Here is a 23039-nt window from a genome sequence, read left to right as displayed (position 1 = left end):
CCCGTCCCCGTTCCTCACGCCGGCCCGGGTCCCGCGCCGCGCTGTTTGTAGAGGCTGATCGAAACGGTCTTGTCCTCGTCCACGGCGGAGGAGACCTTGCCGGCGAGGGCGGACAGCACGGTCCAGGCGAAGGTGTCCCGCGAGGGGGCGTGACCGTCCGTGGTCGGCGCGGAGACGGTGACCTCCAGCGAGTCGTCGACGAGCCGGAAGACACAGCTGAGCACCGAGCCGGGCACGGCCTGCTGGAGCAGGATCGCGCAGGCCTCGTCCACCGCGATGCGCAGGTCCTCGATCTCGTCGAGGGTGAAGTCCAAACGGGCCGCGAGGCCGGCCGTGGCCGTCCGCAGCACCGACAGGTAGGCACCCGCAGCCGGCAGCCGGACTTCGACGAAGTCCTGGGTCGCGGGCTCGCCTGCGATGTGGGACACCCTCACCTCCAAGGTGGTACAAGCTTTACGGGGCCGAGGGTCGCCCCCCGGGGTAACGCGATGTGTGGTTCAGCGGTGACGCTACCGCGCTCTCGATTTTCCTGTCCCGGGACCCCAACCCCCTGCTGTCACTCATAGTAAACACATGAACACGCACAGTGGCTAGAGGGTGGGCGGACCCAATTCGGAACAGGGGGCGCCGGGTTGACGTACCCCGGCGTCAGACGCTCGAACCGTCCGGATCCCAGTGTCCGGAACCCGGGTCACGAGCGGGTCACACGAGCACGTGGTCCACGAAGCACCAACGCCAATTCTCACCCGGTTCGAACGTGCGCATCACCGGGTGCCCCGACTTCTCGTGGTGCCCGGTGGCGTGCCGCCCCGGCGAGGAGTCGCAGCAGCCGACGTGACCGCAGGTGAGGCACAGCCGCAGCTGCACCGGGTGCGTACCGGCCGCCAGGCACTCCGGGCACGTCTCGCTCAGCGCGGAGGGCTCCGGGTGCGGCAGCGCGTCGGCGTGCGTGCACTGTTTCATGATTGCCAGATTACGACGGGTGTGCGGATCACCGCGCGGAGAACGAGAGCGGGCGAAAGCCATGGACGTGATGCCCCTGCTGTTGCTGGTGGCCGGAAGCGCGGCGATCGCCGCGGCCGGCCGCCGCACCCCGGTGCCGGCGCCGCTGCTGCTGGTCGCGGCCGGTCTGGTGGTGTCGTACGTGCCCGGCGTGCCCGACTACACCCTCGACCCGCACATCGTCCTGCCGCTGCTCCTGCCCCCGCTGCTGCACACCGCCGCCATCGACAGCTCCTACCTCGACCTGCGCGCCCAACTGCGGCCCGTCGCCCTGCTCTCCGTCGGCTACGTGCTCTTCGCGACCGTCGTCGTCGGCTGGGCGGCCTATTTGATCGTGCCCGGCCTGCCGCTGACCGCCGCGCTGGTGCTGGGCGCGGTGGTGGCGCCGCCGGACGCGGTCGCGGCCACCGCGATCGCCCGCCGCGTGGGACTGCCCTCCCGGGTCACCACCATCCTCCAGGGCGAGTCCCTGGTGAACGACGCCACCGCGATCACCGCCTACCGCGTGGCCCTCGCCGCCGCCGTCGGCGAGGGCGCCACCTGGGCCGGAGGCATCGGCGAGTTCCTGATCGCGGCGGTCGGCGGCATCGGCATCGGGCTGCTGCTGATGGTGCCGATCCACTGGCTGCGCACCCACCTCAAGGAGGCGCTGCTGCAGAACACGCTCTCCCTGCTGATCCCGTTCGTCGCGTACGGCGTCGCGGAGCAGGTGCACGCCTCCGGCGTCCTCGCGGTCGTGGTCGTCGCCCTCTATCTCGGCCACCGCGCGTGGGAGGTCGATTTCGCCACCCGCCTCCAGGAGGACGCGGTGTGGAAGATGGTCGCCTTCGTCCTGGAGTCCTCCGTGTTCGCCCTCATCGGGCTGCAACTCCCCGTCGTCCTGCGCGGTCTGGGGGAGTACGAGGGCGCGGACGCCGCCTGGTACGCGGTCGCCCTCTTCCTCGTCGTGGTCGTCGCCCGGTTCGTGTGGGTCTACCCGGCGACGTTCCTGCCGCGAGCGCTGTCCGCGCGGATCCGCGCACGCGAGGACAACCCCACCTGGAAGGGCGCGTTCATCATCTCCTGGGCCGGTATGCGCGGCGTGGTCTCCCTCGCCATCGCCTTCTCCATCCCGGCGACGATGCACGGCGGCGAGGACTTCCCGGGCCGCAACCTCATCCTCTTCCTGACCTTCACCACCGTCATCGGCACCCTCGTCGTCCAGGGCCTCACCCTGCCGCCGCTCATCCGCCTGCTGCGCCTGCCCGGCCGCGACGCCCAGGCCGAGACGCTCGCCGAGGCCAACGCCCAGGCGCAGGCCTCCCGCGCCGCCGAACAGCGCCTCGGCGAACTCCTCGCCGACGAGCGCAACGCCCTCCCCGGCCCGCTCGCCGACCGGCTGCGCACCGTCCTCGAACGCCGCCGCAACGCCGTCTGGGAACGCCTCGGCCAGCCCAACCCCGTCACCGGGGAGACCGCCGACGACACCTACCGCCGGCTCGCGCGGGAGATGATCGGCGCCGAGCGGGAGGTCTTCGTCAAGCTGCGGGACCTGCGGTACATCGACGACGAGATGCTGCGCACGCTGCTGCGCCGGCTCGACCTGGAGGAAGCGGCGGCGTACCGCGAGGCGACGTGATGTGATGCGAGGTGCGCTGTCAGTGCCCGGGGGGATGATGGATCCCGCGGGGACGAAGCGGACGCCTGGCACCACGCGCAGCGCGCAAGCCCGGAAGCTGCTCGGCAAGAAGAGGACCGTGGGCAGACTCGGCCGACGGAAGCGCTAACGCGTCCCGGTGATCACCGCGGCCACCACCGTCCCCGGCGGGAAGGCGCCCTCCTCGGTCAAGGTGGTCAGGCCGTACAGCATCTTGGCCACATACAGCCGTTCCACGCCCACTCCGTGCCGATCCTCGAAATCATCGGCGAACGCGTGGAGTTCGGGGGTCGTCCTCGCGTACCCCCCGAAGTGGAACCGCTCGTCGAGCCGCCAGTCGCCGCGCGGTCCGCCGAAGGCCGCCTGCTGCAAGGTGCGTATCTCCTCGCCGAGGAAGCCGCCCTTCAGCACGGGTATGCCGAGCACGCGCTGCCCGGGGCCCGCCCCCGCCGCGAGTCCCGCCAGTGTGCCGCCGGTGCCGCAGGCCACCGCCACCACGTCCGCGTGGCCGCGCAGTTCCTCGCCCAGGGCGGTGCAGCCGTGGACGGCGAGGGCGTTGCTGCCGCCCTCGGGGACGACGTAGGCGTCCTCCGCGCGGGCCGCGCGGAGCAGCGTCGCCAGGACGGCCGGATCCGTCTTGCGGCGATACGTCGACCTGTCGACGAAGTGCAGGCGCATGCCGTCGGCGGCGCACCGCGCGAGGGAGGGGTTCAGCGGCCGGCCGGCCAGCTCGTCGCCGCGGACCACGCCGATCGTGGGGACGCCGAGCAGGCGGCCCGCGGCGGCGGTGGCGCGCAGGTGGTGGGAGTACGCGCCGCCGAAGGTGACGATCGGGCGGCCGGCCGCCGCCGCGAGGTTGGGCGCGAGTTTGCGCCACTTGTTGCCGATCAGGTCGGGGTGGATGAGGTCGTCGCGCTTCAGCAGCAGCCGCACGCCGCGGCGGGCGAACCGCTCGTCCCGCACCTCCTGCACGGGCGAGGGGAGTCTCGGCCGCAGCGCGGCGAGGGCGTCGTTGCCGGTCACGGGACCATTCTCCCCCCCCCGGCACGGCACCGCGGCCGGCTCACTTCAGCCGGTACCGGACGCGTTCGCGCATCGACTCCATGGAGAAGCCCACCGGATCCGCCTTCCCGGGCTGCCACTCCTTGTGTCCGATGACCGAATGCTCGGACCACCCGTGGTGGCGGCAGATCGCCGCGGCGGCGCGTTCGACGGCCTCCAGCTGGGCCGCGGGCCAGGGATCCTCGCCGTCGCCGAGGTTCTCGCACTCGAAGCCGTAGAAGTGCCGGTTCCCGTCCGTGTTCGCCTCGTTGTCGGGCGGCAGCGCCTTCTCCGCGATCACGGCGCGCAGCACCTCGTCGTCGCCGGGACCGGCATGGTTGGCGCGGCCGTAGCCGACGAGGTGGACGGTGCCGTCCTTGGTGACGACCCCGTGGCACAGCGGGCCGGGCAGCGTGTCGTAGCCCGTGCGGCACAGCTCCACGGTGTGCCGGCTGCCGCGGGTCACCGTGTGGTGGAGCATCACTCCGTGGACGGGACCCCACAGGCCCTTGTGGTTGCGGTTGTGCTGCCGCCAGTCGCCGACCTCGACGACCGTGACGCCTTCCGCCCGCAGCACGTCGAGGAACCGGTCCGCGGACATCGGTGAGGCCATGCGCGCGCCCCTTTCGCTGGTGCGTGACAGCCGCCCGTCGCGGCCGCCCGTACCGCTGCTCTACCGAAGCGCACCGCTGCGGAACCCACCGTTCGCACAGCGTGCGAGCCGATCCGGACAGTGTGCTTCCGACTGTGCGCGCCCGCCTGTCTCCCACCGGTCAGGCCCTGGCAAGGGACCTATATGTGCCCAGCCCGCGGTGATCCATTCCCGCTCTTTCGGGTAATAGCACGAGCACACTCCGTGATGAAAGGCTTGGCCGGGAGATCGCGAGATCGGTGCCCGGCGCAGAACGCTGCCGGGCATGACCGGGAGGGCAATTTTCTATGTCGGTAGGCGAAGAGGTCCGCACGGAGCAGGGCAGGCCGCAGCAGAGTCTCGGCACGGCTGCCGCGCGGAACCTGGCCACCACCACCAAGTCCGTTCCCCAGATGCAGGAGATCAGCTCGCGCTGGCTGCTGCGGATGCTTCCCTGGGTGGACGTACAGGGCGGTACGTACCGGGTGAACCGGCGACTGACCTTCGCTGTGGGCGACGGACGCATCACCTTCGTGAAGACCGGCGACCGCGTCGAGGTCATCCCCGCGGAACTCGGCGAGCTGCCCGCGCTGCGGTCGTACGAGGACGAGGAGGTGCTGGCGGAGCTCGCCCGGCGCTGTGAGCAGCGGGAGTTCGCCGCCGGCGAGGTGATCGCCTCCTTCGGCAGCCGGACCGACGCGGTCTACCTCGTCGCGCACGGCCGCGTCGAGAAGCTCGGCACCGGCCCCTACGGCGACGACGAGAGCCTCGGCGTCCAGGCCGACGGCTCCTACCTGGGCGACCAGGCCCTGCTCGACGGGGACGCCATCTGGGAGTACACGGCCCGCGCGATCACCCCTTGCACCGTCCTCGTGCTGTCCCGGCAGCACTTCGAGCAGATCGCCGAGCGCTCCGACTCGCTGCGGGCCCACCTGGAGCAGCTGCGCTCCCTGCCGCAGCAGCGCACCAACAAGTACGGCGAGAAGGCGATCGAGCTGGAGGCGGGCCACTCCGGTGAGCCGGACATCCCGCACACCTTCGTCGACTACGAGGCCCGCCCCCGCGAGTACGAGCTGAGCATCGCCCAGACCGTGCTGCGCATCCACACGCGCGTGGCGGACCTCTACAACCAGCCGATGAACCAGACCGAGCAGCAGCTGCGGCTCACGGTCGAGGCGCTGAAGGAGCGCCAGGAGCACGAGCTGATCAACAACCGCGAGTTCGGCCTGCTGCACAACTGCGAGTACGACCAGCGGATCCAGCCGCACGACGGCGTGCCGAGCCCCGACGACATGGACGAGCTGCTCAGCCGCCGGCGCGGCACCAAGATGTTCCTCGCCCACCCGCGGGCCATCGCCGCGTTCGGCCGCGAGCTGAACAAGCGGGGCCTGGTGCCGGAGACGATCGACGTCGGCGGCAACCGCATCCCCACCTGGCGCGGCGTGCCGATCTACCCGTGCAACAAGATCCCGGTCACCGAGGCCCGCACCAGCTCCATCATCGCGATGCGTCTCGGCGAGGCCGACCAGGGCGTCATCGGCCTGCGCCAGTCCGGCATCCCGGACGAGATCGAGCCCAGTCTGTCGGTTCGGTTCATGGGCATCAACGAACAGGCCATCATCAAGTACCTGGTGACGGCGTACTACTCGGCGGCCGTCCTCGTCCCGGACGCCCTCGGTGTCCTGGAGAACGTCGAGATCGGCCGTTGGCGGTGATCCTTCCCGCCCCGGGCCCGTGTCCCCGCCCGGCGGGGCGGGTAGACCCTCCGGGAACGCCGATCGGAGTGGACGGCCCGCCGTCCGTGAAGTCCGCGAGGGGGACGCCGTGACCGAGTCCATGACGCAGGCCGGGCAACGCCGCGCCGGGACACGCGGCGGTATCGCCGGTCCGCGCCTGCCGGGCCCGCACGGCGGTGTCGACGCGCGCGAGAGGCACAGTCCCCTCGCGACCGGCACGGAGGGCGGCACGGAGGGCGGCCCGGGCCGGCTCGCCGGGGACGAGGCGGCGGTGATCCTGGAGCGCGCCCGGGCGTCGGTCGACCCCGAACTGCGCGGGGCCGTGGAGTCGTTGCCGCGCTCGATGCGCCGGGTCGCCCGCTATCACTTCGGCTGGGAGCACGCGGACGGCACTCCGGCGGCGGGCGGCGCGGGCAAGGCGATCCGGCCCGCGCTGGTCCTCGCGGCGGCGGCCGCGCTCGGCGGGCCGGCCGCCCAGGCGGCGGCCGCGCGGGCGGCCGCTGCGGTGGAGCTGGTGCACAACTTCACGCTGCTGCACGACGACGTCATGGACCGGGACGCCACCCGCCGGCACCGCCCCACCGCGTGGACGGTGTTCGGCGACGCCGACGCCATCCTCGCCGGCGACGCCCTCCAGGCGCTGGCCCTGCGGCTGCTCGCCCAGGACCCGCATCCGGCGTCCGCGGCGGCCGCGGCCCGGCTGGCGGCCTGTGTGGTGGAGCTGTGCGAGGGACAGCAGGCGGACACCGCGCTGGAGCGGCGCGATCCCACCGAGGTCACGCTCGACGAGGTGCTGGTCATGGCCGAGGCCAAGACCGGGGCGCTGCTGGGGTGCGCGTGCGCGCTGGGCGCGCTGTACGCGGGGGCGCCCGTGGAGGACGTCGAGGCGCTGGACGGGTTCGGTCGCGAGGCCGGGCTCGCCTTCCAGCTGATCGACGACGTGATCGGCATATGGGGCGATCCCGGCCGCACCGGGAAACCGGCCGGCGCGGATCTCGCCGCCCGCAAGAAGTCCCTCCCGGTGGTCGCCGCGCTGACCTCCGGCACCCCGGCGGCGGCGGACCTCGCCGAGCTGTACGCGGTGCCGTACGACGGGGGTGATCTGGAGCCCACCGTGCTCGCCGTGGAACGGGCGGGCGGCCGGGAGTGGGCCCAGGCGCAGGCGGCCGATCACATGGCCCGTGCGATGCAGGAGCTGTCCCGCGCCATCCCGCAGCCGGAGGCGGCGGGCGGCCTCCTGGCCCTCGCCGAGTTCGTCACCCGCCGCACGACCTAGGAGGCGCAACGTCGCGCCCGTCCCGCGACGTTGCGGCTCCCTGGCCGCACAGACCCCGGAGTCCTGCGGCACGCGCGGCTCCTGACCCCGCGCGGGCCCGGGGCTCCGGACCAGGGGTCCCGCACATCCCCACGGTGTGCGGGGCCCACCCGTCTCCGCCGCCGGCCGTCGCTCAGGCCGGGGTCAAGCCGTCCGATGCGGTCGACCTGTCGAGGCCGATCCGTCAAGGCGGCAGCCCGGAGAGCCTGTCGGTGGTGTGTGACAGCATCCACGGCATGACAAGTGCAGGGACGGGCCGCGGACTGGATGTGTTCCGGCAGGGCGACTTCCCCATATACACGCTGACCTTCGTGCGGGATCTGTCCCCCGCGGAGTTGCTCACCCGCATGGGGGTCGATCCGGAGACCCTCGCGCTTCGCGACGCCGTGGACCTGGAAGACGACTGGGGCGACGACCTCTTCGATGATGAGGAACCCGTCGTCACCAGTGGCATCGACGGCTCGTGGACCTGGGCATGGGAACAGGGCGGCATGCACGGACTCGATGAGGGGATCCTGAGTCGTGTCTCCGCGGGCACGGAAGCCGTGGTGCTCCACTACAACGAGAAGCCGATGCACTGGTTCAAGTACGCGGTGGACGGCGGGATCATCGTCGACTTCCACACGCTCCAGGCGATCGAACCGGCCGGACAGGACCCGGCGAGACTCGATGACGTCATGAGACCCCTCGGGCTCGTTCCTGGCCGGGCCGCGCCCCTGCACAGCGTCCTGGCCCTGGTGGAGAACGCTTTCGACATCCGGCTGGGGCGGCCGGGCGGCGTGGACGACGAGCGCTGGAGCGGCAGGCTGCTTCCCCTGCCGGACTGAGACGGCGGCCCCCGGCGCAGGGGCACGACCTCGTCGAGGCCCCGGCTCACCCACCGGCTAGGCTCAACCGCCGTATGCGCACGGCGGGTTGAAGTCCGCAGGGTGGGGCGAAGGGGTGGGGCAGGGCATGGGTGTGGGGATCCGGGTGGCGGGGGCGGGCGACCGGGACATGGTCGTCCGGCTGCTGGACGCGGCGTTCCGGGAGGACCCGGTCAGCCGCTGGGTCTTCCCGGGCGAGGACTACCTCCGCGCCACCCATCACCGGCTGATGGCCGCCTTCACCGACATCGTGCTCGACGCCGGGCGGATCGACGTCACCGAGGACGGCTCGGCCTGCGCGCTGTGGTTGTCGGTGCCCGCGGCCGGCCCGGCCGGTGAGGGGCACGACGACGGCCCCGCCCAGGTCCGCGAGGCCGTCGACCCCGCGAACGAGCGCGTGGAGCTGATCGGCCGGCTCACCGGGGAGATCCATCCCGCCGGCCGCGCCCACGCGTACCTGTGGATGATCGGCGTGGCCCCGGACCGCCAGGGCGAGGGGCTGGGCACCGCGCTCCTCACCCCGGTCCTCGACCGCTGCGACCGTGAGGGCCTGCCCGCCTATCTGGAGGCGAGCAACGCCGGCAGCCGGCGGCTCTACGAGCGGCTGGGCTTCACGGTGCTGGCCGACCGGGTGCTGGAGCTGCCCGACGGCCCCACGATGTGGCCGATGTGGCGGGAACCGCGGCCCTGAGCCACCCCCCGTGAGCCGGCAGGTGTGCAGGATGCGTGACGCGGCGGTGGCGCCCCCGCGAGGGCCCGGCGGCGAGGCATCCGCGGCGAGGCCTCCGCGGCGAGGGGCGGACGCCGGTCGGCCGTCCTACTCTGGGGACATGGACAGCGAAGAACGCGTCTGTCCCGTCTGCGGACAGCCCGTCGAAACAGTCGTCCGGCGGCACAAGACGCTGGGCGCGTGGGTGCCGACCTGGGTGGCCGGTCCGTGCCGGAACCCCACGTGCGCCGAGTACGTCCCGCAGGGCGCCGAAGCCACCGAGGAACGGCCCGGCCGCCCCGCCGAGCACGCGCGCCACGCCGGGCACCTCAGGAAACCCTGAGCCGAGGACCAGCGAGGACAACCGAGGAGCGCGCCCATGAAGTACCTGGTCGTCGTGCAGGGCACCCAGGCGGACTACGAGAGCATGCGCGGCCAGGCCTCCGCGCATGCCCCGGCCTGGACCGAGGGCGATCTCAAGGCGATGTACGCCTACATGGGTGCGATCAACGCCGAACTGGCCGAGACCGGCGAGCTGGTCGACGCCCAGGGCCTGGCCGAGCCCGGCCGCACCCGGCTGGTCACCCGCGGCCCGGACGGCCGTACGGTGATCGCGGACGATCCGTACGACAAGGCCGAGGTGGTGCCGGCCGGCTACTGGCTGCTGGACTGCCCGAGCCTGGAGCGGGTGACGGAGATCGCCGAGCGCGTCACCCGCTGCCCCGGCCCGGACGGGATCGCCGATCTGCCGGTGGTGATCCGGCCCGTCCTGGACGGCGCCGACGAGATCCAGACGGGCTTGGCCTAGGCCGGGCCCGGCAGTCCGCCCGTCTCCGGGTCCCGCCCGGTCAGGCAGTACGTGCCGCCCGCCGGGTCCCGCAGCACCGTCCAGTGCGCGCCCCGCGCCACCCGCACCGCGCCGAGCCGTTCGTGCTCCGCGCGGGTCGCCTCGATGTCCGCGCAGGCCAGGTCCAGGTGGGCGGAGACCGGCCGCTCGGTGCCCAGGCGCTGCACCAGCACCCGCACCGGCAGCCCGGCCGGCGGCACGACCACGTGGAACTCCGGCAGGGACCCCGGCCGGGACGACCAGCCGGTCAGCAGTCCGCTCCAGAAGGCGACCTCGGCGTCGTACCGCGACGGCGGGACGTCCAGACAGACCTGGTCCAGGCGGCTGCCGCGGACCACCGGCGGCCGGACCGACTCGCCCTGCCACGGCACGGCGCAGAACGGCTGCCCGGCCGGTGAGCGGAGCACCGCCCACCCGTCGTGCTCGGCGACGATCCCCGCGCCCAGCCGCAGCGCACGGTCGGTGAGGTCCCGCACGTCGTCCACGGCGAGGTCCAGGTGTGCTCCGCCGTTCCCGGCGTCGACGCCCTGGATCTTCACGCAGGGGTCGGCACCGCCGCCGGGCAGCAGGGTCGCGAACTCGCCCTTCGCGCCGCGGGGCGGGGACAGCCGGGTGTCCGTGACGGCGGTCCAGAAGTCCTGGGCGGGGCCGAGGAGGGCGGCGGGGCGGTCGACGAAGGCGTACGTCCAGCGGATGGCCATGGGCATGATCGTAGGCGGAGGATGCGCACGCGGACCCCGCGCGCGCGTGGGTGCGTACGGGAGCGAGAGACCCGATGGAAGCCTGCCCGTTCTGCGCCGTCGTCGCCGATCCCGCGCGGGCGCGGGTCGTCCACGAGGACGCCCACACGGTCGCGTTCTGCCCGTTGACCCCGGCCACCCGGGGGCACACCATGGTCGTGCCCCGCGTCCACTCCGCGGACATCTGGCAGATGGGCGAGGAGGAGGTCGGGCACCTGATGGGCTCCGTGCTGTCGGTCGGCCGGCTGCTGCGCGCGGTGCTCGCCCCCGAGGGCGTCAACATCATCAACTCGGCCGGCCGGGCCGCCACCCAGACCGTGTTCCACACCCACGTCCACCTCGTGCCGCGGTACCGCGGCGACCCCATGGGCGACTTCTGGCCGCCGCGCGAGGCGCCCCGTGACGAGGCGGTGCCGGACGGGCCGGCGCAGCGGCTGAGAGCCGCATGCCTCAGCTCCAGACGGCCATGAACACCAGGTCCGCGGTGAGCAGCGCGCCGTGGAACAGGGCGAGGGTGCCGGAGAGGACGGCGCGGCGCAGCGGCATCTGCGGGCGGAGGACGTACGTCCATGGACAGCACCTCCACCGTGGAGCCGGGGCGGCGGGCGGCGTCGTACAGGCGCCGGCAGAGCCGCTCCTGGCGCAGGAAGTGCCCGTCGAGGAACCAGAGGCACAGCAGCGGCACGATCCCGGCGCCCGCCACCGCCCAGCTGCGCCGGCCGGCCGACAGCGAGGAAGCCCGCGGCCGGCGTGAGCGCCCAGCCCTTGACCAGGAACGAGCTGGTGCCCAGCCGGGCGATGGTCGCCTGGATGGACTTCAGGTGTGACCCGGTCGGCGTCGAGCGGCTCGCGGCCGGTGCCGGCACCGTCGTCGGCGGCTGTCACGCGTGCGGTCCCCCCGTCCCGGGCGGCCGTGCGCGCCCTGCCGTCCGATGCCAACGAACGCCACGGGGGCCGGCCGGTGTTCCGGCCGGCCCCCGTGGGATGCCCGGTGACCTGCGATGGTGCACCGATCGCGGATCGGGGCGGACCTGTGGGTCAGGCCTTCTTGGTCTCCCAGAAGATCTTGTCGATCTGGGCAATGTAGTCCAGGGCCTTCTGGCCGGTGGCCGGGTCCGTCGACGCCTTGGCGGCCGAGAGGGCCTTCAGGGTGTCGTTGACCAGCTGGTGCAGCTCCGGGTACTTCTCGAAGTGCGGCGGCTTGAAGTAGTCGCTCCAGAGCACCGAGACGTGGTGCTTGGCAAGCTCCGCGCGCTGCTCCTTGATGACCGTCGCACGCGCCTGGAAGTGCGGGTCGTCGTTGGCGGCCATCTTCTCCTGGACGGCCTTCACCGACTCCGCCTCGATGCGGGCCTGGGCCGGGTCGTACACACCGCAGGGGAGGTCGCAGTGTGCGCTGACCTTGACCCTGGGGGCAAACAGGCGGGAAAGCATGGAGCATTCCTTCCTCGTGATCGTCTTCTCAGGTGGGACATTACTCCCTGAGGGACGGGATTTCGCGGGTGCCCCCTTGGGCTTAGGACAAAAGTCCGGGGTGAGACTGGGACTGGTGGAGGATCGAACCGGGGAGGTGCCGGGGATGCGGGAGCTGTCGCAGGAGACCGAGCGCAGGGGAGCGGTGGCGCCCTTCGGGCTGGCGGAGGTGACCGGGCCGTCGATGGTGCCCACACTGCTGCACGGGGACCGGCTGGTGGTGCACTACGGCGCCCGGATCCGGCCCGGTGACGTGATCGTCCTGCGCCACCCGTTCCAGCAGGACCTGCTGGTGGTGAAACGGGCCGCGGAGCGCCGCGAGGGCGGCTGGTGGGTGCTCGGGGACAACGCGTACGCGGGCGGCGACAGCACCGACTACGGCACCGTCCCCGAGGAGCTGGTGCTCGGCCGGGTGCGCTTCCGCTACCGGCCGCGCAAGCCGGATCAGCGCTCGCCGCTGGCGGTGCTGCGCTGGGCGCTGTCGGCGGCCAGGCCGGTGCTGTGCGACCGGTCGGCCTCCAGGCGCTTGCGGGCGCGGTAGGCGGCCACGTTCGCGCGGGTCGCGCAGCGGTCGGAGCAGTAGCGCCGGGAGCGGTTGGTGGAGGTGTCGAGGTAGGCGTTGCGGCACGGCGCCGCCTCGCACAGGCCCAGGCGGTCCACGCCGTACTCGGTGAGGTGGAAGGCCAGGCCCATCGCCGCGATGGCCGCGTAGCCGGCGGTCGCGTTCGACGGGTGGTCGGCGAGGTGCATGTGCCACAGCGGGCGGCCGTCCTCGTCGCGGGTGTCGTGGCCGGAGATCTGCGGGCTCACCGGGAACTCCAGCAGCAGCGAGTTCAGCAGGTCCACCGCCAGCGTCTCGTCGCCGCCGTCCGCCGCCTCGAAGACCGCGCGCAGCCGGGAACGGACCGAGCGGAAGCGGGTGACGTCGGCCTCGGTGGCGCGGCGGGCGGCCGACCGGTTGTCGCCGAAGAGACCGCGGACGGCCTCGACGGACGTCAGCGAGTCCTTGCCCCGGGCCGGCTCCTCGCTGTTGACGAGACGGACGGCGTAATCCGAGTAATAGGCCAGTTCCACTTGTAGTCCTTACGCGGGCGCTCTATGGTCGTGTGTGCGGTCGGGTAACAGACGATTGTGTGTCCAGGGTATTACGCATGGGTACGTCAGGGAGGGCGACGATGACGGAGACGGGCACCGCGGCGACCGGGACCGACTGGCAGGCCTGGCAGCGCAGCTGGGACCGCCAGCAGGAGTGGTACATGCCCGACCGGGAGGACCGGTTCCGGATCATGCTCGACATGGTCGAGGCGCTCGTCGGACGCGCACCCCGCGTCCTCGACCTGGCCTGCGGCACCGGCACCATCACCGCCCGGCTGCTCGCCCGCTTCCCCGAGGCCACCAGCACCGGCGTCGACCTCGACCCGGCCCTGCTCACCATCGCCGAGGGCACCTTCGCGGGCGACGACCGCGTCACCCTGGTCACCGCCGACCTCAAGGACCCCGGCTGGCCGGCGAAGCTGCCGTACGACTCCTACGACGCCGTCCTCACCGCGACGGCCCTGCACTGGCTGCACAGCGAACCCCTCGCGGCCCTCTACGGTCAGGTCGCGGAGCTGGTCCGCGACGGCGGTGTCTTCCTGAACGCCGACCACATGATCGACGACACCACGCCCCGGATCAACGCGGCCGAGCGCGCCCTGCGCCACGCCCGCATGGACGAGGCCAAGCGCGGCGGCGTGCTCGACTGGGCGCAGTGGTGGCAGCTGGCCGCCGAGGACCCGGTGCTCGCCGAACCCACCGCCCGCCGCTTCGAGATCTACGGCGAGCACGCCGACGGCGACATGCCGTCCCCCGCGTGGCACGCCCGCGTCCTGCGCGAGAAGGGCTTCGGCGAGGCCCGCCCGGTGTGGTGCTCGCCGTCGGACACCCTGCTGCTCGCGCTCAAGTGACGGGCACGTGAGGAGGGGCGGTACGGGTGTTCCGTACCGCCCCTGCGCACGCGTACCGCTACAGCACCTTGGACAGGAACGCCTGGGTCCGCTCGTGCTGGGGGTTGGTCAGGACCTCGCGCGGGTTGCCGGACTCGACCACCACACCGCCGTCCATGAAGACCAGGCTGTCGCCGACCTCGCGGGCGAAGCCCATCTCGTGGGTGACGACGACCATCGTCATGCCGGACTCGGCGAGGTCGCGCATGACGTCGAGGACGTCACCGACCAGCTCCGGGTCGAGCGCCGAGGTCGGCTCGTCGAACAGCATCAGCTTCGGGTCCATGGCCAGCGCCCGGGCGATGGCCACGCGCTGCTGCTGGCCGCCGGAGAGCTGCGAGGGGTAGTTCCCGGCCTTGTCGCCGAGCCCCACGCGCTCCAGCAGCTGCATCGCGCGCTCCTTGGCCTCCGTCCTGCTCTTGCCCTTGACCTGGACCGGGGCCTCCATGACGTTCTCGACGGCCGTCATGTGCGGGAAGAGGTTGAACCGCTGGAACACCATGCCGATGTCCCGGCGCTTCAGCGCGACCTCGCTGTCCTTCAGCTCGTACAGCTTGTCGCCCTTCTGGCGGTAGCCGACCAGCTCGCCGTCGACGTACAGCCGGCCGCCGTTGATCTTCTCCAGGTGGTTGATGCACCGCAGGAAGGTCGACTTGCCGGAGCCGGAGGGGCCGATGAGGCAGAACACCTCGCCCTGCTTGACCTCCAGGTCGATGCCCTTGAGGACCTCCACGTGACCGAAGGACTTGTGCACGCCCTCGGCCTTGACCATGGGGACGACGGACTTCTTCACAGGCTCGGCCGTCGTGCTGGGCTTCTCGGTCATGCCATGCCCCCCTTCGGGCGGCCGAGGGACAACATGTTCGCCTTCACCTTCTGCCACGGGGTGGGCGGCAGCTGGCGGGTGGAGCCACGGGCGTAGTAGCGCTCCAGGTAGTACTGGCCGACGCTGAAGACCGAGGTCAGCAGCAGGTACCAGGCCGCGGCGAGGAACAGCATCTCGGCCGGGGCGCCGGAGGTCTGGCCGATGTCCTGGGCGACCCGGAACAGCTCCGAGAACTGCACGACGGACACCAGCGAGGTCGTCTTCAGCATGTTGATGACCTCGTTGCCCGTCGGCGGCACGATCACCCGCATCGCCTGCGGGACCACGATCCGGCGCAGGGTCTTGGCGTGGCTCATGCCCAGGGCGTGCGCCGCCTCGGTCTGGCCCTCGTCGACCGCGAGCAGACCGGCGCGGCAGATCTCCGCCATGTACGCGGCCTCGTTCAGGCCGAGGCCGAGCAGCGCGGTCAGGAACGGGGTCATGAAGTCCGACCACTCGTCCTTGTAGACCGGCCCGAGGTTGATGTACTCGAAGACCAGGCCCAGGTTGAACCAGACCACGAGCTGCACCAGGACCGGCGTACCGCGGAAGAACCAGATGTAGAACCACGCGATGGACGAGGTCACCGGGTTGCGGGAGAGCCGCATGACGGCGAGCAGGATGCCGCCGACGATGCCGATCGCCATGGACAGGACGGTCAGCAGAAGCGTTTTGCCGACGCCGCTGAGGACGCGGTCGTCGAAGAAGTACTGAGGGATCGCGTCCCAGTTGATCCTGCCCTGGGAGAACGCGTAGACGACCGCGCCGAACAGCGCGAGGGCGACGACGGCGGAGACGTACCGTCCGTAGTGCCGCACCGGGATGGCCTTGATGGCCTCCGGCCCGGCCGGGGGCGTGTCCGCCGGTCCCGTCGTCTTGTCGATGTCAACAGTCACGGGTGTTGCCTTTCAGTGCCCGCAGTGCGGAGGTCACGCGGTCACTTGCCGCCGTTGACGACGGCTTCCTCGACGGCGCCCTCGGCGACGCCCCACTTGTCCAGGATCTTCTTGTACTCGCCGTTGGCGATGATCGCGTCCAGGGCGGCCTTCAGGGCGTCGCGCAGCTGGGTGTCGTCCTTGGCCACCGCGATGCCGTACGGCGCCGCCTCGACCTGCTCGCCGACCAGCTGGAAGTCCTTGCCGCCGCCGGAGGTCTTGACCGCGTACGCCGCGACCGGGAAGTCGGAGGAGCCGGCGTCGGCGCCGCCGCCGCGCAGGCGGGTCTGGGCCTGCTGGTCGTTGTCGAAGGCCTCGATGGTGATCTTCTTGCCCTTCGGACACTTCTTCGACTCGGCCTTGGCCAGGTCCTCGGAGACCGTGCCGCGCTGCACCACGATCTTCTTGCCGCACAGGTCGGACCAGGTCTTGATGCCCTGGTCGTCGCCCTTCTTGGTGTAGATCGAGACACCGGCGGTGAAGTAGTCGACGAAGTCGACGCCCTCGCCGACCTTCTTGCCGGTGTCGGAGTCGATGCCTTCCTGGCGGTCCTTGGTGTCGGTCATCGCCGACATGGCGATGTCGTAGCGACCCGAGCGCAGACCGGTGATCAGGGTGTCGAAGGTGCCGTTCTCGAACTGGAAGTCGACGCCGAGCTGCTTGCCCATGGCGTCGGCGATGTCCGGGTCGATGCCGACCGTCTTGCCGGAGGCGTCCTTGAACTCGACGGGCGCGTAGGCGATGTCCGAACCGACCTTGATGATGCCCTTGTCACGGATGTCCTTGGGCAGTCGGTCGGCCAGCGGCGCCTCCACGGCCTTCGTCGCGGTGTCCGTGCTGTCCGAGCCGCCGCCGTTCTCCGTCTGATCGCCGCAGCCGGTGAGCAGCAGGGCGCCTGCGACCGCGATCGAGCCGACCGCGGCGAGCCGAGCGCGCTTGGCGGTCGAACGACGGATGGTGCTTGCGGTCATGGTGGGTTCCTCCGGCGGATGGGTGGAGTTGCCGATGGGTCGACGAGAACACACACCTTCGGGTGTCGCGACCTCGTGTGATTACGGCATCTTGCCATTCGGACTGAGCCATTCAGGCGGCCAGCTATGTCAAAATCGGATAACGGGTGACCCCCGAACCCCATCACTCCGGACAACACGGCCGCACCTTCTGCGGGAATGCCTCCTTCCGGCCGGAAGATCTTCGGTGTGTCTCAGTATGTGGATGAGCGGTATCTGGCTTTTGCCGGTTCTCTAGTGCTTGTCAAGGGTTTGTCGAGCCCTTGTCCCCATATTCATCCATGAGTCATGTCACCGGCATGTGACCTTCGCGTTATGGACTCGTCGGCGACGCCCCTCGTCCGGTAAGAAGGTTCTTTACACCCCTCATCCGGGGCAGGGCGCGTGTGCGGCGCGCCCGTCGCGTATGTACCCGTACGCACCACCGACCGGGTCTTACGCGGTGCCCGCCCACTCCTCACCAGGAGCGGATCTCACCCTCAAACCATGAACACCTAAGGGGTAAAACCAAGTGGCAGCGGAGATCGTCAATCCTCGCAGCGAGACGCATACGGACCAGGAGGGCGGTGCGGAGCCCCTCGATTCCTTCGATCCGGCGTTCGCGCTGCACCGCGGCGGCAAGATGGCCGTGCAGGCCACCGTGCCGATCCGTGACAAGGACGACCTGTCCCTCGCGTACACGCCCGGCGTCGCGAAAGTGTGCACCGCGATCGCCGAGCAGCCGGACCTCGTGCACGACTACACCTGGAAGTCGTCCGTCGTGGCCGTCGTCACGGACGGCACGGCCGTGCTCGGGCTCGGTGACATCGGGCCCGAGGCCTCCCTCCCCGTCATGGAGGGCAAGGCCATCCTCTTCAAGCAGTTCGGTGGCGTCGACGCCGTCCCGATCGCGCTGGCCTGCACCGACGTCGACGAGATCGTCGAGACCGTGGTGCGCCTCGCCCCCTCCTTCGGCGGCGTGAACCTGGAGGACATCTCGGCACCCCGGTGCTTCGAGATCGAGCGCCGCCTGCAGGAGCGGCTCGACATCCCGGTCTTCCACGACGACCAGCACGGCACGGCCGTCGTCACGCTGGCCGCGCTGCGCAACGCGGCCCGGCTCAGCGGGCGCGAGATCGGGCAGCTGCGCGCCGTCATCTCGGGCGCCGGCGCGGCCGGTGTCGCCATCGCCAGGATGCTGGTCGAGGCCGGCATCGGTGACGTCGCGGTCGCCGACCGCAAGGGCGTCGTCTCGGCGGACCGGGAGGACCTGACGGACGTCAAGCGCGAGCTGGCCGGGTTCACCAACAAGGCCGGCCTCAGCGGCTCGCTGGAGGACGCCCTCGCGGGCGCCGACGTCTTCATCGGCGTCTCCGGCGGTACGGTGCCGGAGCAGGCCGTCGCCTCCATGGCCGAGGGCGCGTTCGTGTTCGCCATGGCCAACCCGAACCCCGAGGTGCACCCGGACGTCGCGCACAAGTACGCGGCGGTCGTGGCCACGGGCCGGTCCGACTTCCCGAACCAGATCAACAACGTGCTCGCGTTCCCCGGCATCTTCGCCGGCGCGCTCCAGGTGCGGGCCTCCCGGATCACCGAGGGCATGAAGATCGCGGCGGCCGAGGCGCTGGCCTCGGTGGTCGGCGACGACCTCGCCGCCGACTACGTCATCCCCTCGCCGTTCGACGAGCGGGTCGCTCCGGCCGTGACGGCGGCGGTGGCCGCGGCGGCCCGCGCCGAGGGCGTGGCCCGGCGGTGACGCCAAAGGCGCCGAGGCGCTGAGTTCAGCCGAATGGCCCCGCCCGTCCGGGCGGGGCCATTTTTTTCGTGGGCTGGGTCGTACGGGTGGCCGCGCCCCGCCTGTGCGGTGAGGGCCGCCGTACGCGACCGCGGGTGGTCTGTGGCCGGTCGCGCAGTTCCCCGCGCCCCTGAAGGGGCGTACGGTCGCCCAGGGTGCAAGAGGGTATGTCTCACAGGGTGGTGCGGTTCCGCCGGACCGGACGTACGCCTATCGTCGCCCCCATGTTCGCTGTCTACGCCGCCCGAATCGACCGCGACCAGCCGCTCACCGGCCTGGAATCGGGGGAGCGCCCCGCCCCCGAGGCCCGTCCCGGCTGGAGTGTCGTCAACGTCAGGGCCGCCTCCCTCAACCACCACGACCTCTGGTCCCTCCGCGGCGTCGGCCTCCCCGAGGACCGGCTGCCGATGATCCTCGGCTGCGACGCCGCCGGGATCGACGAGGACGGCAACGAGGTCGTCCTGCACTCCGTCATCGGCCAGAGCGGCCACGGCGTCGGCCCGAAGGAGCCCCGCTCCATCCTCACCGAGCGCTACCAGGGCACCTTCGCCGAGCAGGTCGCCGTACCGACCTGGAACATCCTGCCCAAGCCGAAGGAGCTGTCCTTCGAGGAGGCCGCCTGTCTGCCGACCGCCTGGCTGACGGCGTACCGGATGCTCTTCACCAACGCCGGGGTGCGCCCCGGTGACTCGGTGCTCGTGCAGGGCGCGGGCGGCGGCGTCGCCACGGCCGCCATCGTGCTCGGCAAGGCGGCCGGGCTGCGGGTCTTCGCGACCAGCCGCGACGAGGCCAAGCGCAAGCGGGCGCTGGAGCTGGGCGCCGTGGAGGCCGTGGAGCCCGGGGCGCGGCTGCCGCAGTGGGTCGACGCGGTGATCGAGACGGTGGGCGCCGCGACCTGGTCGCACTCGGTGAAGTCGCTGCGGCCCGGCGGCACGCTGGTCATCTCCGGTGCCACCAGCGGCGACCGGCCCTCGCACGCCGAGCTGACCCGGATCTTCTTCCTGGAGCTGAAGGTGGTCGGCTCCACCATGGGCACCAAGGACGAGCTGGAGGACCTGCTGTCGTTCTGCGCGGCCACGGGCGTGCGGCCGGTGATCGACGAGGTGCTGCCGCTGGACCGGGCGCGCGAGGGGTTCGAGCGGCTGGCCGCGGGTGACCAGTTCGGCAAGATCGTGCTCACTCACTCCTGAGCGGCTCGGGCGGGCGCCCGGCGCCGACGGCCGGTCCGGCGATGTCCGGGCCGGCCGTTTTCGCATCCTCGATGTCAACCAGGGTTGACGCCCCTGTCTGTGTCAACGTAAGTTGACGGCATGACCGAAGCAACGGATCTCGCCGAGCGGGCCGGTGACCGCGACCCGCGGGTCGGGCTGCGGGCCGTCGCCGCCCTGCGCCGGCTGCTGGAGCAGTTGGAGGCCGTGCAGGTGCGCAGCGCGCGCCAACAGGGCTGGTCGTGGCAGGAGATCGCCGCGGAACTCGGAGTGAGCAGGCAGGCCGTGCACAAGAAGTACGGGAGGCGATGATGTTCGAGCGGTTCACCAAGGACGCCCGTGAGGTGGTGAAGGGGGCCGTCGCCCACGCCGGGCGCGAGTCGGCGCGGACCGTCGACGCCGGGCATCTGCTGCTGGCCCTGCTCGACCGGGAGGCGAGCCGGGGCTCCTTCGTCCTGGCGGCGCTCGGGGCCGCCGCGCGCCGGGAGTCGGTGACCGCGGCGCTGGCCGAGGCGCGGCGCCGGGCCGGGCTGTCGCAGGCGGAGACCGAGGCGCTGGCCGGGCTGGGCATCGACGTGGCGGAGATCGTGGCCCGCGTGGAGGAGGTGCACGGCGCCGGCGCGATGTCCGGGGCGCCGAAGGAGAAGGCGTGGTGGGGGTCCGGCCGCCCCTCCTTCGGCCGGGACGCCAAGGACGTCCTGGAGAAGTCCCTGCGCATCGCCCTCGCCCGGCGCGACAGGTCCATCGGTGACCACCACATCCTCCTCGCCCTCACCGCCCGCCCGGGCGTGGCCGCGGAGGTGCTGGCCGACCACGGCGTCACCTACGAGTCGGCGGTCCGGGTGCTGGGCGGTGGGGGAGAGGCGCGGGCGGGGTGAGGTGAGGGACGGCGGGGGAGAGGCACGGGCGGGGCGAGGCGCGGCGGCCGCCCCCTGTGGTGAGGGCGAGGTGCACGGCTGCCGCCCCCAGGGGGCTATGCCTTCGGGGCGCGCAGCAGGGCGCTGATGTGGGCGGCGGCCGTGGACAGGTGGTGGCGGGCCTCGCGCAGCTGGTCCGGGGTGACGCCGTGGTCGCGGGCCGCGTCGCGGATGTCGTCGCGGAAGCGGTCCAGGAGGCGCTCCAGGTCGCGGGCGGGATCGCCGGTCGGGGGCTCGTGGGCCCACGACGGCGCGTAACCGGCCGGGAAGTCCTCGGGGGCGGCCGAGAACTCCGGCTCGGGGCCCGCCTTGGCCGCCCTGGTCCCGTTGCCGAGGCCGAAGCCCAGGTCCCGGCCGAACTCCTTGCCGAAGTCCTTTCCGAACTCGCCGAACTCCTTGGCCAGCTCGGTCAGGCCCTCGCGCAGCCCCGTCGGCCAGTCCCCGCGCGCGAAGTGGTCCTGCACCTGCTCCTGCACCCGCCGGGCGATGCGCTGCACCTCCTCCTGGGCCTGCGCCCGTGCCCGCTCCTGCGCCTCCTTCGCCTGGCGCCGGGCGCGCTGGGCCTCCTCGCGGGCCCGGCGGCTCTCGTCCTTGGCGCGGCGGGCCTGTTCCTTCCACTCCTGCTTGACGCGGCGCATCTCCTCCTTGGCCGCCTGCCAGGCCTCCTTGTCCACCGGCTCCTCGGCGCCGCCCGCGCCCTGCCGGGCCTGGCTCGCCGCCGCGGCGCGCATCTCGCGCCGCAGATCACCGGCCACGCCCCGCACATCGGCCCGGATCTCCGCGGCCAGCTCGGCCACCGACTCCAGGATCTCCAGCTCCAGATCGGCCAGCTCACCGCTGCGGCCGGCCAGTTCGGCCCGGCCCGCGTCCGTGATGGCGTACACCTTGCGGCCGCCCTCGGTGGTGTGGGTGACCAGGCCCTCGCTCTCCAGCTTGGCCAGGCGCGGGTACACCGTGCCCGCCGACGGCGCGTACAGCCCCTGGAAGCGTTCCTCCAGGAGGCGGATCACCTCGTAGCCGTGGCGCGGGGTCTCATCGAGCAGCTTCAGCAGGTAGAGGCGCAGGCGGCCATGGGCGAAGACGGGAGGCATGTCAGAGCACCTTCTTGTCGGTCGTGCCGTCGGCCGGGGCGCTGGTCGGGTCGCTGGTCGGGTCACTGTTCGGGGACGGGTCCTCGCCCGGGCCGGCAGCGGCATTCTCCCCCGAGGCGTCCGTCGCCTTTCCCGCGGGCGCCTTTGCCGTGGAAGGCTCCGCCGCGGGCGCCTCCGGCTCCCACGGCTCCGGCTCCTGCGGCGGGCGGCGCAGCAGGGCGATCGAGCCCGAGACGGTCGTCGCCCGCAGGCTGCCGTTGCCCGCGCCGAGGCGGCCGGTGATGCGCTTGGCGCCCCACGGGCCACCGACCCGCAGGTCCTCGAAGGCGCTGGAAACGGTCCCGCCGGCGGTGTGGGCCTCCACCTCCGTGTCCGCCGGCTGCGGCAGGCGGATGGCGATCTCGCCGGAGACGCTGGTGAGGCTGACGTCGGTCCGGCGGGCCGCCGGGTCCAGGTCGACGATCATCGAGCCGCTGACCGACTCGGCCCGCACGGACGAACCCGCCTCGACGACGGTCAGGTCACCGGAGAGGGAGTGGAACCGCAGATCGCCGGTGAGGGCCTGGGCCTCCAGGTTGCCCGATACGGTGTCCGCGCGGACCGGTCCGGCGAGCCCGACCAGCGTGGTGTCCCCGCACACGCCCCGCACGTCCACCTCGCCGCCGACGCCCGAGACCACCGAGGTGGCGGCGACGGCGCCCACGCGGACGCGGGTGCCCACCGGGACGGCCAGGGAGACCACGGCACTGCGCTGCCGGCCCTTGGGGTCGAGCCAGGTGAGGAAGTCCTTCCAGGGCAGGTCCTCGTAGGCCACCGTCAGGGTGCCGTTCTCGTGGGTGACCCGCAGGGGCGGGCCCTCGACGCCGGAGATCTCCAGCCGGGCGGGCGCCTCGTCCGTGCCCACCACGTTCACCGTCCCGTTGACGATCCGTACGTGCAGTTCGCGCACCGGCTCGTCGAAGGTGAGCTTGCTCGGCTCCGCGACGGACCACTCGGACATGGTGGAGACCTCCTCGACCAGCACACCATCGACGCACGACGCGCCATATCGCGTCTTACGTGATTCACGATATATCGCGGCCGGGGAAAGTCAACGGGGACCGGCCCACCGGCCCACTTATCCTTGACCTCATGTACTTCACGGACCGTGGCATCGAGGAACTGGAGAAGCGGCGCGGCGAGGAGGAGGTCTCCTTCGAGTGGCTCGCCGAGCAGCTGCGGACGTTCGTCGATCTGAACCCCGACTTCGAGGTGCCGG

At 71.9% G+C, this 23039-nt stretch carries 27 protein-coding genes; 15 read left to right on the top strand and 12 right to left on the bottom strand.

Annotation, left to right across the window (positions count from 1 at the left end):
- Nucleotides 1-14 precede the first annotated feature (14 nt).
- Both AB0K92_RS12090 and AB0K92_RS12085 read right to left on the bottom strand, forming a co-directional pair.
- A complete protein-coding gene (locus AB0K92_RS12090; protein ID WP_166002247.1) occupies nt 15-428 on the bottom strand; it encodes an anti-sigma regulatory factor in 414 nt (137 codons plus the stop codon).
- A 274-nt stretch (nt 429-702) separates the two neighbouring features.
- Nucleotides 703-963 (bottom strand): UBP-type zinc finger domain-containing protein, encoded by a 261-nt coding sequence (locus AB0K92_RS12085; protein WP_365921893.1) that lies wholly within the window; start codon nt 961-963, stop codon nt 703-705.
- Between the two features lie 61 nt (nt 964-1024).
- Here AB0K92_RS12085 and AB0K92_RS12080 point away from each other — a divergent pair, with 61 nt between their 5' ends.
- Nucleotides 1025-2620, top strand: a complete 1596-nt coding sequence (locus AB0K92_RS12080; protein ID WP_365921891.1) for a Na+/H+ antiporter — start codon at nt 1025-1027, stop codon at nt 2618-2620.
- 144 nt (nt 2621-2764) lie between these two features.
- Here the strand turns inward: AB0K92_RS12080 and AB0K92_RS12075 are convergent, their stop codons facing one another.
- Nucleotides 2765-3661, bottom strand: coding sequence for a pyridoxal-phosphate dependent enzyme (locus AB0K92_RS12075; RefSeq protein ID WP_365921889.1), 897 nt, complete (start codon nt 3659-3661; stop codon nt 2765-2767).
- A 40-nt stretch (nt 3662-3701) separates the two neighbouring features.
- Entirely contained in the window at nt 3702-4292 is a 591-nt protein-coding gene (locus AB0K92_RS12070; protein ID WP_365921887.1) for an N-acetylmuramoyl-L-alanine amidase, read from the bottom strand.
- 326 nt (nt 4293-4618) lie between these two features.
- Here AB0K92_RS12070 and AB0K92_RS12065 point away from each other — a divergent pair, with 326 nt between their 5' ends.
- From AB0K92_RS12065 to AB0K92_RS12040, 6 genes are all read left to right on the top strand, one after another.
- Complete coding sequence (locus AB0K92_RS12065) at nt 4619-6025, top strand: family 2B encapsulin nanocompartment shell protein (protein ID WP_365921885.1); 1407 nt, start codon at nt 4619-4621, stop codon at nt 6023-6025.
- Between the two features lie 109 nt (nt 6026-6134).
- Nucleotides 6135-7322 carry a family 2 encapsulin nanocompartment cargo protein polyprenyl transferase gene (locus AB0K92_RS12060; RefSeq protein WP_365921883.1) on the top strand — a complete coding sequence of 396 codons (1188 nt, stop codon included), beginning with the start codon at nt 6135-6137 and terminating at the stop codon, nt 7320-7322.
- Between the two features lie 275 nt (nt 7323-7597).
- A complete protein-coding gene (locus tag AB0K92_RS12055) occupies nt 7598-8188 on the top strand; it encodes a DUF6461 domain-containing protein (protein WP_365921881.1) in 591 nt (196 codons plus the stop codon).
- Nucleotides 8189-8315: 127 nt separating this feature from the next.
- Nucleotides 8316-8918, top strand: coding sequence for a GNAT family N-acetyltransferase (locus AB0K92_RS12050; protein ID WP_365921879.1), 603 nt, complete (start codon nt 8316-8318; stop codon nt 8916-8918).
- A gap of 139 nt (nt 8919-9057) precedes the next feature.
- The gene (locus AB0K92_RS12045) at nt 9058-9279 is read left to right on the top strand and encodes a hypothetical protein (RefSeq protein ID WP_365921877.1); all 222 of its coding nucleotides are present in this window, start codon (nt 9058-9060) and stop codon (nt 9277-9279) included.
- Nucleotides 9280-9315: 36 nt separating this feature from the next.
- Nucleotides 9316-9744 carry a hypothetical protein gene (locus tag AB0K92_RS12040; protein WP_365921875.1) on the top strand — a complete coding sequence of 143 codons (429 nt, stop codon included), beginning with the start codon at nt 9316-9318 and terminating at the stop codon, nt 9742-9744.
- Here AB0K92_RS12040 and AB0K92_RS12035 read toward each other — a convergent pair.
- Entirely contained in the window at nt 9741-10484 is a 744-nt protein-coding gene (locus AB0K92_RS12035; protein WP_365921873.1) for a VOC family protein, read from the bottom strand. The two genes, AB0K92_RS12040 and AB0K92_RS12035, sit on opposite strands and share 4 nt — an antisense overlap.
- 74 nt (nt 10485-10558) lie before the next feature.
- Between AB0K92_RS12035 and AB0K92_RS12030 the strand changes: the two genes are divergently transcribed.
- Entirely contained in the window at nt 10559-10993 is a 435-nt protein-coding gene (locus tag AB0K92_RS12030) for an HIT domain-containing protein (protein ID WP_365921871.1), read from the top strand.
- Nucleotides 10994-11561: 568 nt separating this feature from the next.
- On the opposite strand, the gene sodN is transcribed toward AB0K92_RS12030, so the two are convergent.
- Nucleotides 11562-11957 (bottom strand): superoxide dismutase, Ni, encoded by a 396-nt coding sequence (gene sodN, locus AB0K92_RS12025; protein ID WP_166002256.1) that lies wholly within the window; start codon nt 11955-11957, stop codon nt 11562-11564.
- 145 nt (nt 11958-12102) lie between these two features.
- On the opposite strand from sodN, the gene sodX reads away from it, so the two are divergent.
- The gene (gene sodX / locus AB0K92_RS12020) at nt 12103-12537 is read left to right on the top strand and encodes a nickel-type superoxide dismutase maturation protease (protein ID WP_365922053.1); all 435 of its coding nucleotides are present in this window, start codon (nt 12103-12105) and stop codon (nt 12535-12537) included.
- Here sodX and AB0K92_RS12015 read toward each other — a convergent pair.
- Entirely contained in the window at nt 12441-13070 is a 630-nt protein-coding gene (locus tag AB0K92_RS12015; RefSeq protein WP_365921868.1) for a CGNR zinc finger domain-containing protein, read from the bottom strand. The two genes, sodX and AB0K92_RS12015, sit on opposite strands and share 97 nt — an antisense overlap.
- Before the next feature lie 101 nt (nt 13071-13171).
- Between AB0K92_RS12015 and AB0K92_RS12010 the strand changes: the two genes are divergently transcribed.
- A complete protein-coding gene (locus AB0K92_RS12010; protein WP_365921866.1) occupies nt 13172-13942 on the top strand; it encodes a class I SAM-dependent methyltransferase in 771 nt (256 codons plus the stop codon).
- A 58-nt stretch (nt 13943-14000) separates the two neighbouring features.
- Here the strand turns inward: AB0K92_RS12010 and AB0K92_RS12005 are convergent, their stop codons facing one another.
- The 3 genes from AB0K92_RS12005 to AB0K92_RS11995 are packed head-to-tail and all read right to left on the bottom strand — an operon-like array spanning nt 14001 to nt 16752.
- Nucleotides 14001-14753: an amino acid ABC transporter ATP-binding protein gene (locus tag AB0K92_RS12005; RefSeq protein ID WP_166005249.1), complete on the bottom strand. Its 753-nt coding sequence runs from the start codon at nt 14751-14753 to the stop codon at nt 14001-14003.
- Between the two features lie 50 nt (nt 14754-14803).
- On the bottom strand, nt 14804-15742 hold the full coding sequence (locus AB0K92_RS12000; RefSeq protein WP_365757976.1) for an amino acid ABC transporter permease: 939 nt from the start codon (nt 15740-15742) through the stop codon (nt 14804-14806).
- Between the two features lie 41 nt (nt 15743-15783).
- Nucleotides 15784-16752, bottom strand: coding sequence for an ABC transporter substrate-binding protein (locus AB0K92_RS11995; RefSeq protein ID WP_365921864.1), 969 nt, complete (start codon nt 16750-16752; stop codon nt 15784-15786).
- A gap of 550 nt (nt 16753-17302) precedes the next feature.
- On the opposite strand from AB0K92_RS11995, the gene AB0K92_RS11990 reads away from it, so the two are divergent.
- From AB0K92_RS11990 to AB0K92_RS11975, 4 genes are all read left to right on the top strand, one after another.
- The gene (locus AB0K92_RS11990) at nt 17303-18526 is read left to right on the top strand and encodes an NADP-dependent malic enzyme (protein WP_365921862.1); all 1224 of its coding nucleotides are present in this window, start codon (nt 17303-17305) and stop codon (nt 18524-18526) included.
- A 263-nt stretch (nt 18527-18789) separates the two neighbouring features.
- A complete protein-coding gene (locus AB0K92_RS11985) occupies nt 18790-19755 on the top strand; it encodes a zinc-binding dehydrogenase (RefSeq protein ID WP_365921860.1) in 966 nt (321 codons plus the stop codon).
- A gap of 120 nt (nt 19756-19875) precedes the next feature.
- On the top strand, nt 19876-20085 hold the full coding sequence (locus AB0K92_RS11980; protein ID WP_360214730.1) for a helix-turn-helix domain-containing protein: 210 nt from the start codon (nt 19876-19878) through the stop codon (nt 20083-20085).
- Nucleotides 20085-20651 carry a Clp protease N-terminal domain-containing protein gene (locus AB0K92_RS11975; protein ID WP_365922052.1) on the top strand — a complete coding sequence of 189 codons (567 nt, stop codon included), beginning with the start codon at nt 20085-20087 and terminating at the stop codon, nt 20649-20651. Before AB0K92_RS11980 ends, AB0K92_RS11975 begins: the two co-directional genes overlap by 1 nt.
- Nucleotides 20652-20746: 95 nt before the next feature.
- On the opposite strand, the gene AB0K92_RS11970 is transcribed toward AB0K92_RS11975, so the two are convergent.
- Together AB0K92_RS11970 and AB0K92_RS11965 are read right to left on the bottom strand one after the other, a co-directional pair.
- A complete protein-coding gene (locus AB0K92_RS11970) occupies nt 20747-21781 on the bottom strand; it encodes a helix-turn-helix transcriptional regulator (protein WP_365921858.1) in 1035 nt (344 codons plus the stop codon).
- Between the two features lies 1 nt (nt 21782).
- A complete protein-coding gene (locus tag AB0K92_RS11965; protein ID WP_365921856.1) occupies nt 21783-22781 on the bottom strand; it encodes a DUF4097 family beta strand repeat-containing protein in 999 nt (332 codons plus the stop codon).
- Between the two features lie 131 nt (nt 22782-22912).
- On the opposite strand from AB0K92_RS11965, the gene AB0K92_RS11960 reads away from it, so the two are divergent.
- The coding region (locus AB0K92_RS11960) for a DUF6104 family protein (RefSeq protein WP_365922051.1) at nt 22913-23039 on the top strand (127 nt) is incomplete at its 3' end.

It is taken from the genome of Streptomyces sp. NPDC052687, assembly GCF_040678395.1.
Lineage (GTDB): Bacteria > Actinomycetota > Actinomycetes > Streptomycetales > Streptomycetaceae > Streptomyces.
The sequence above is the reverse complement of the archived record's forward strand: the minus strand, read 5'-3'. Positions and strand labels throughout refer to the sequence as shown.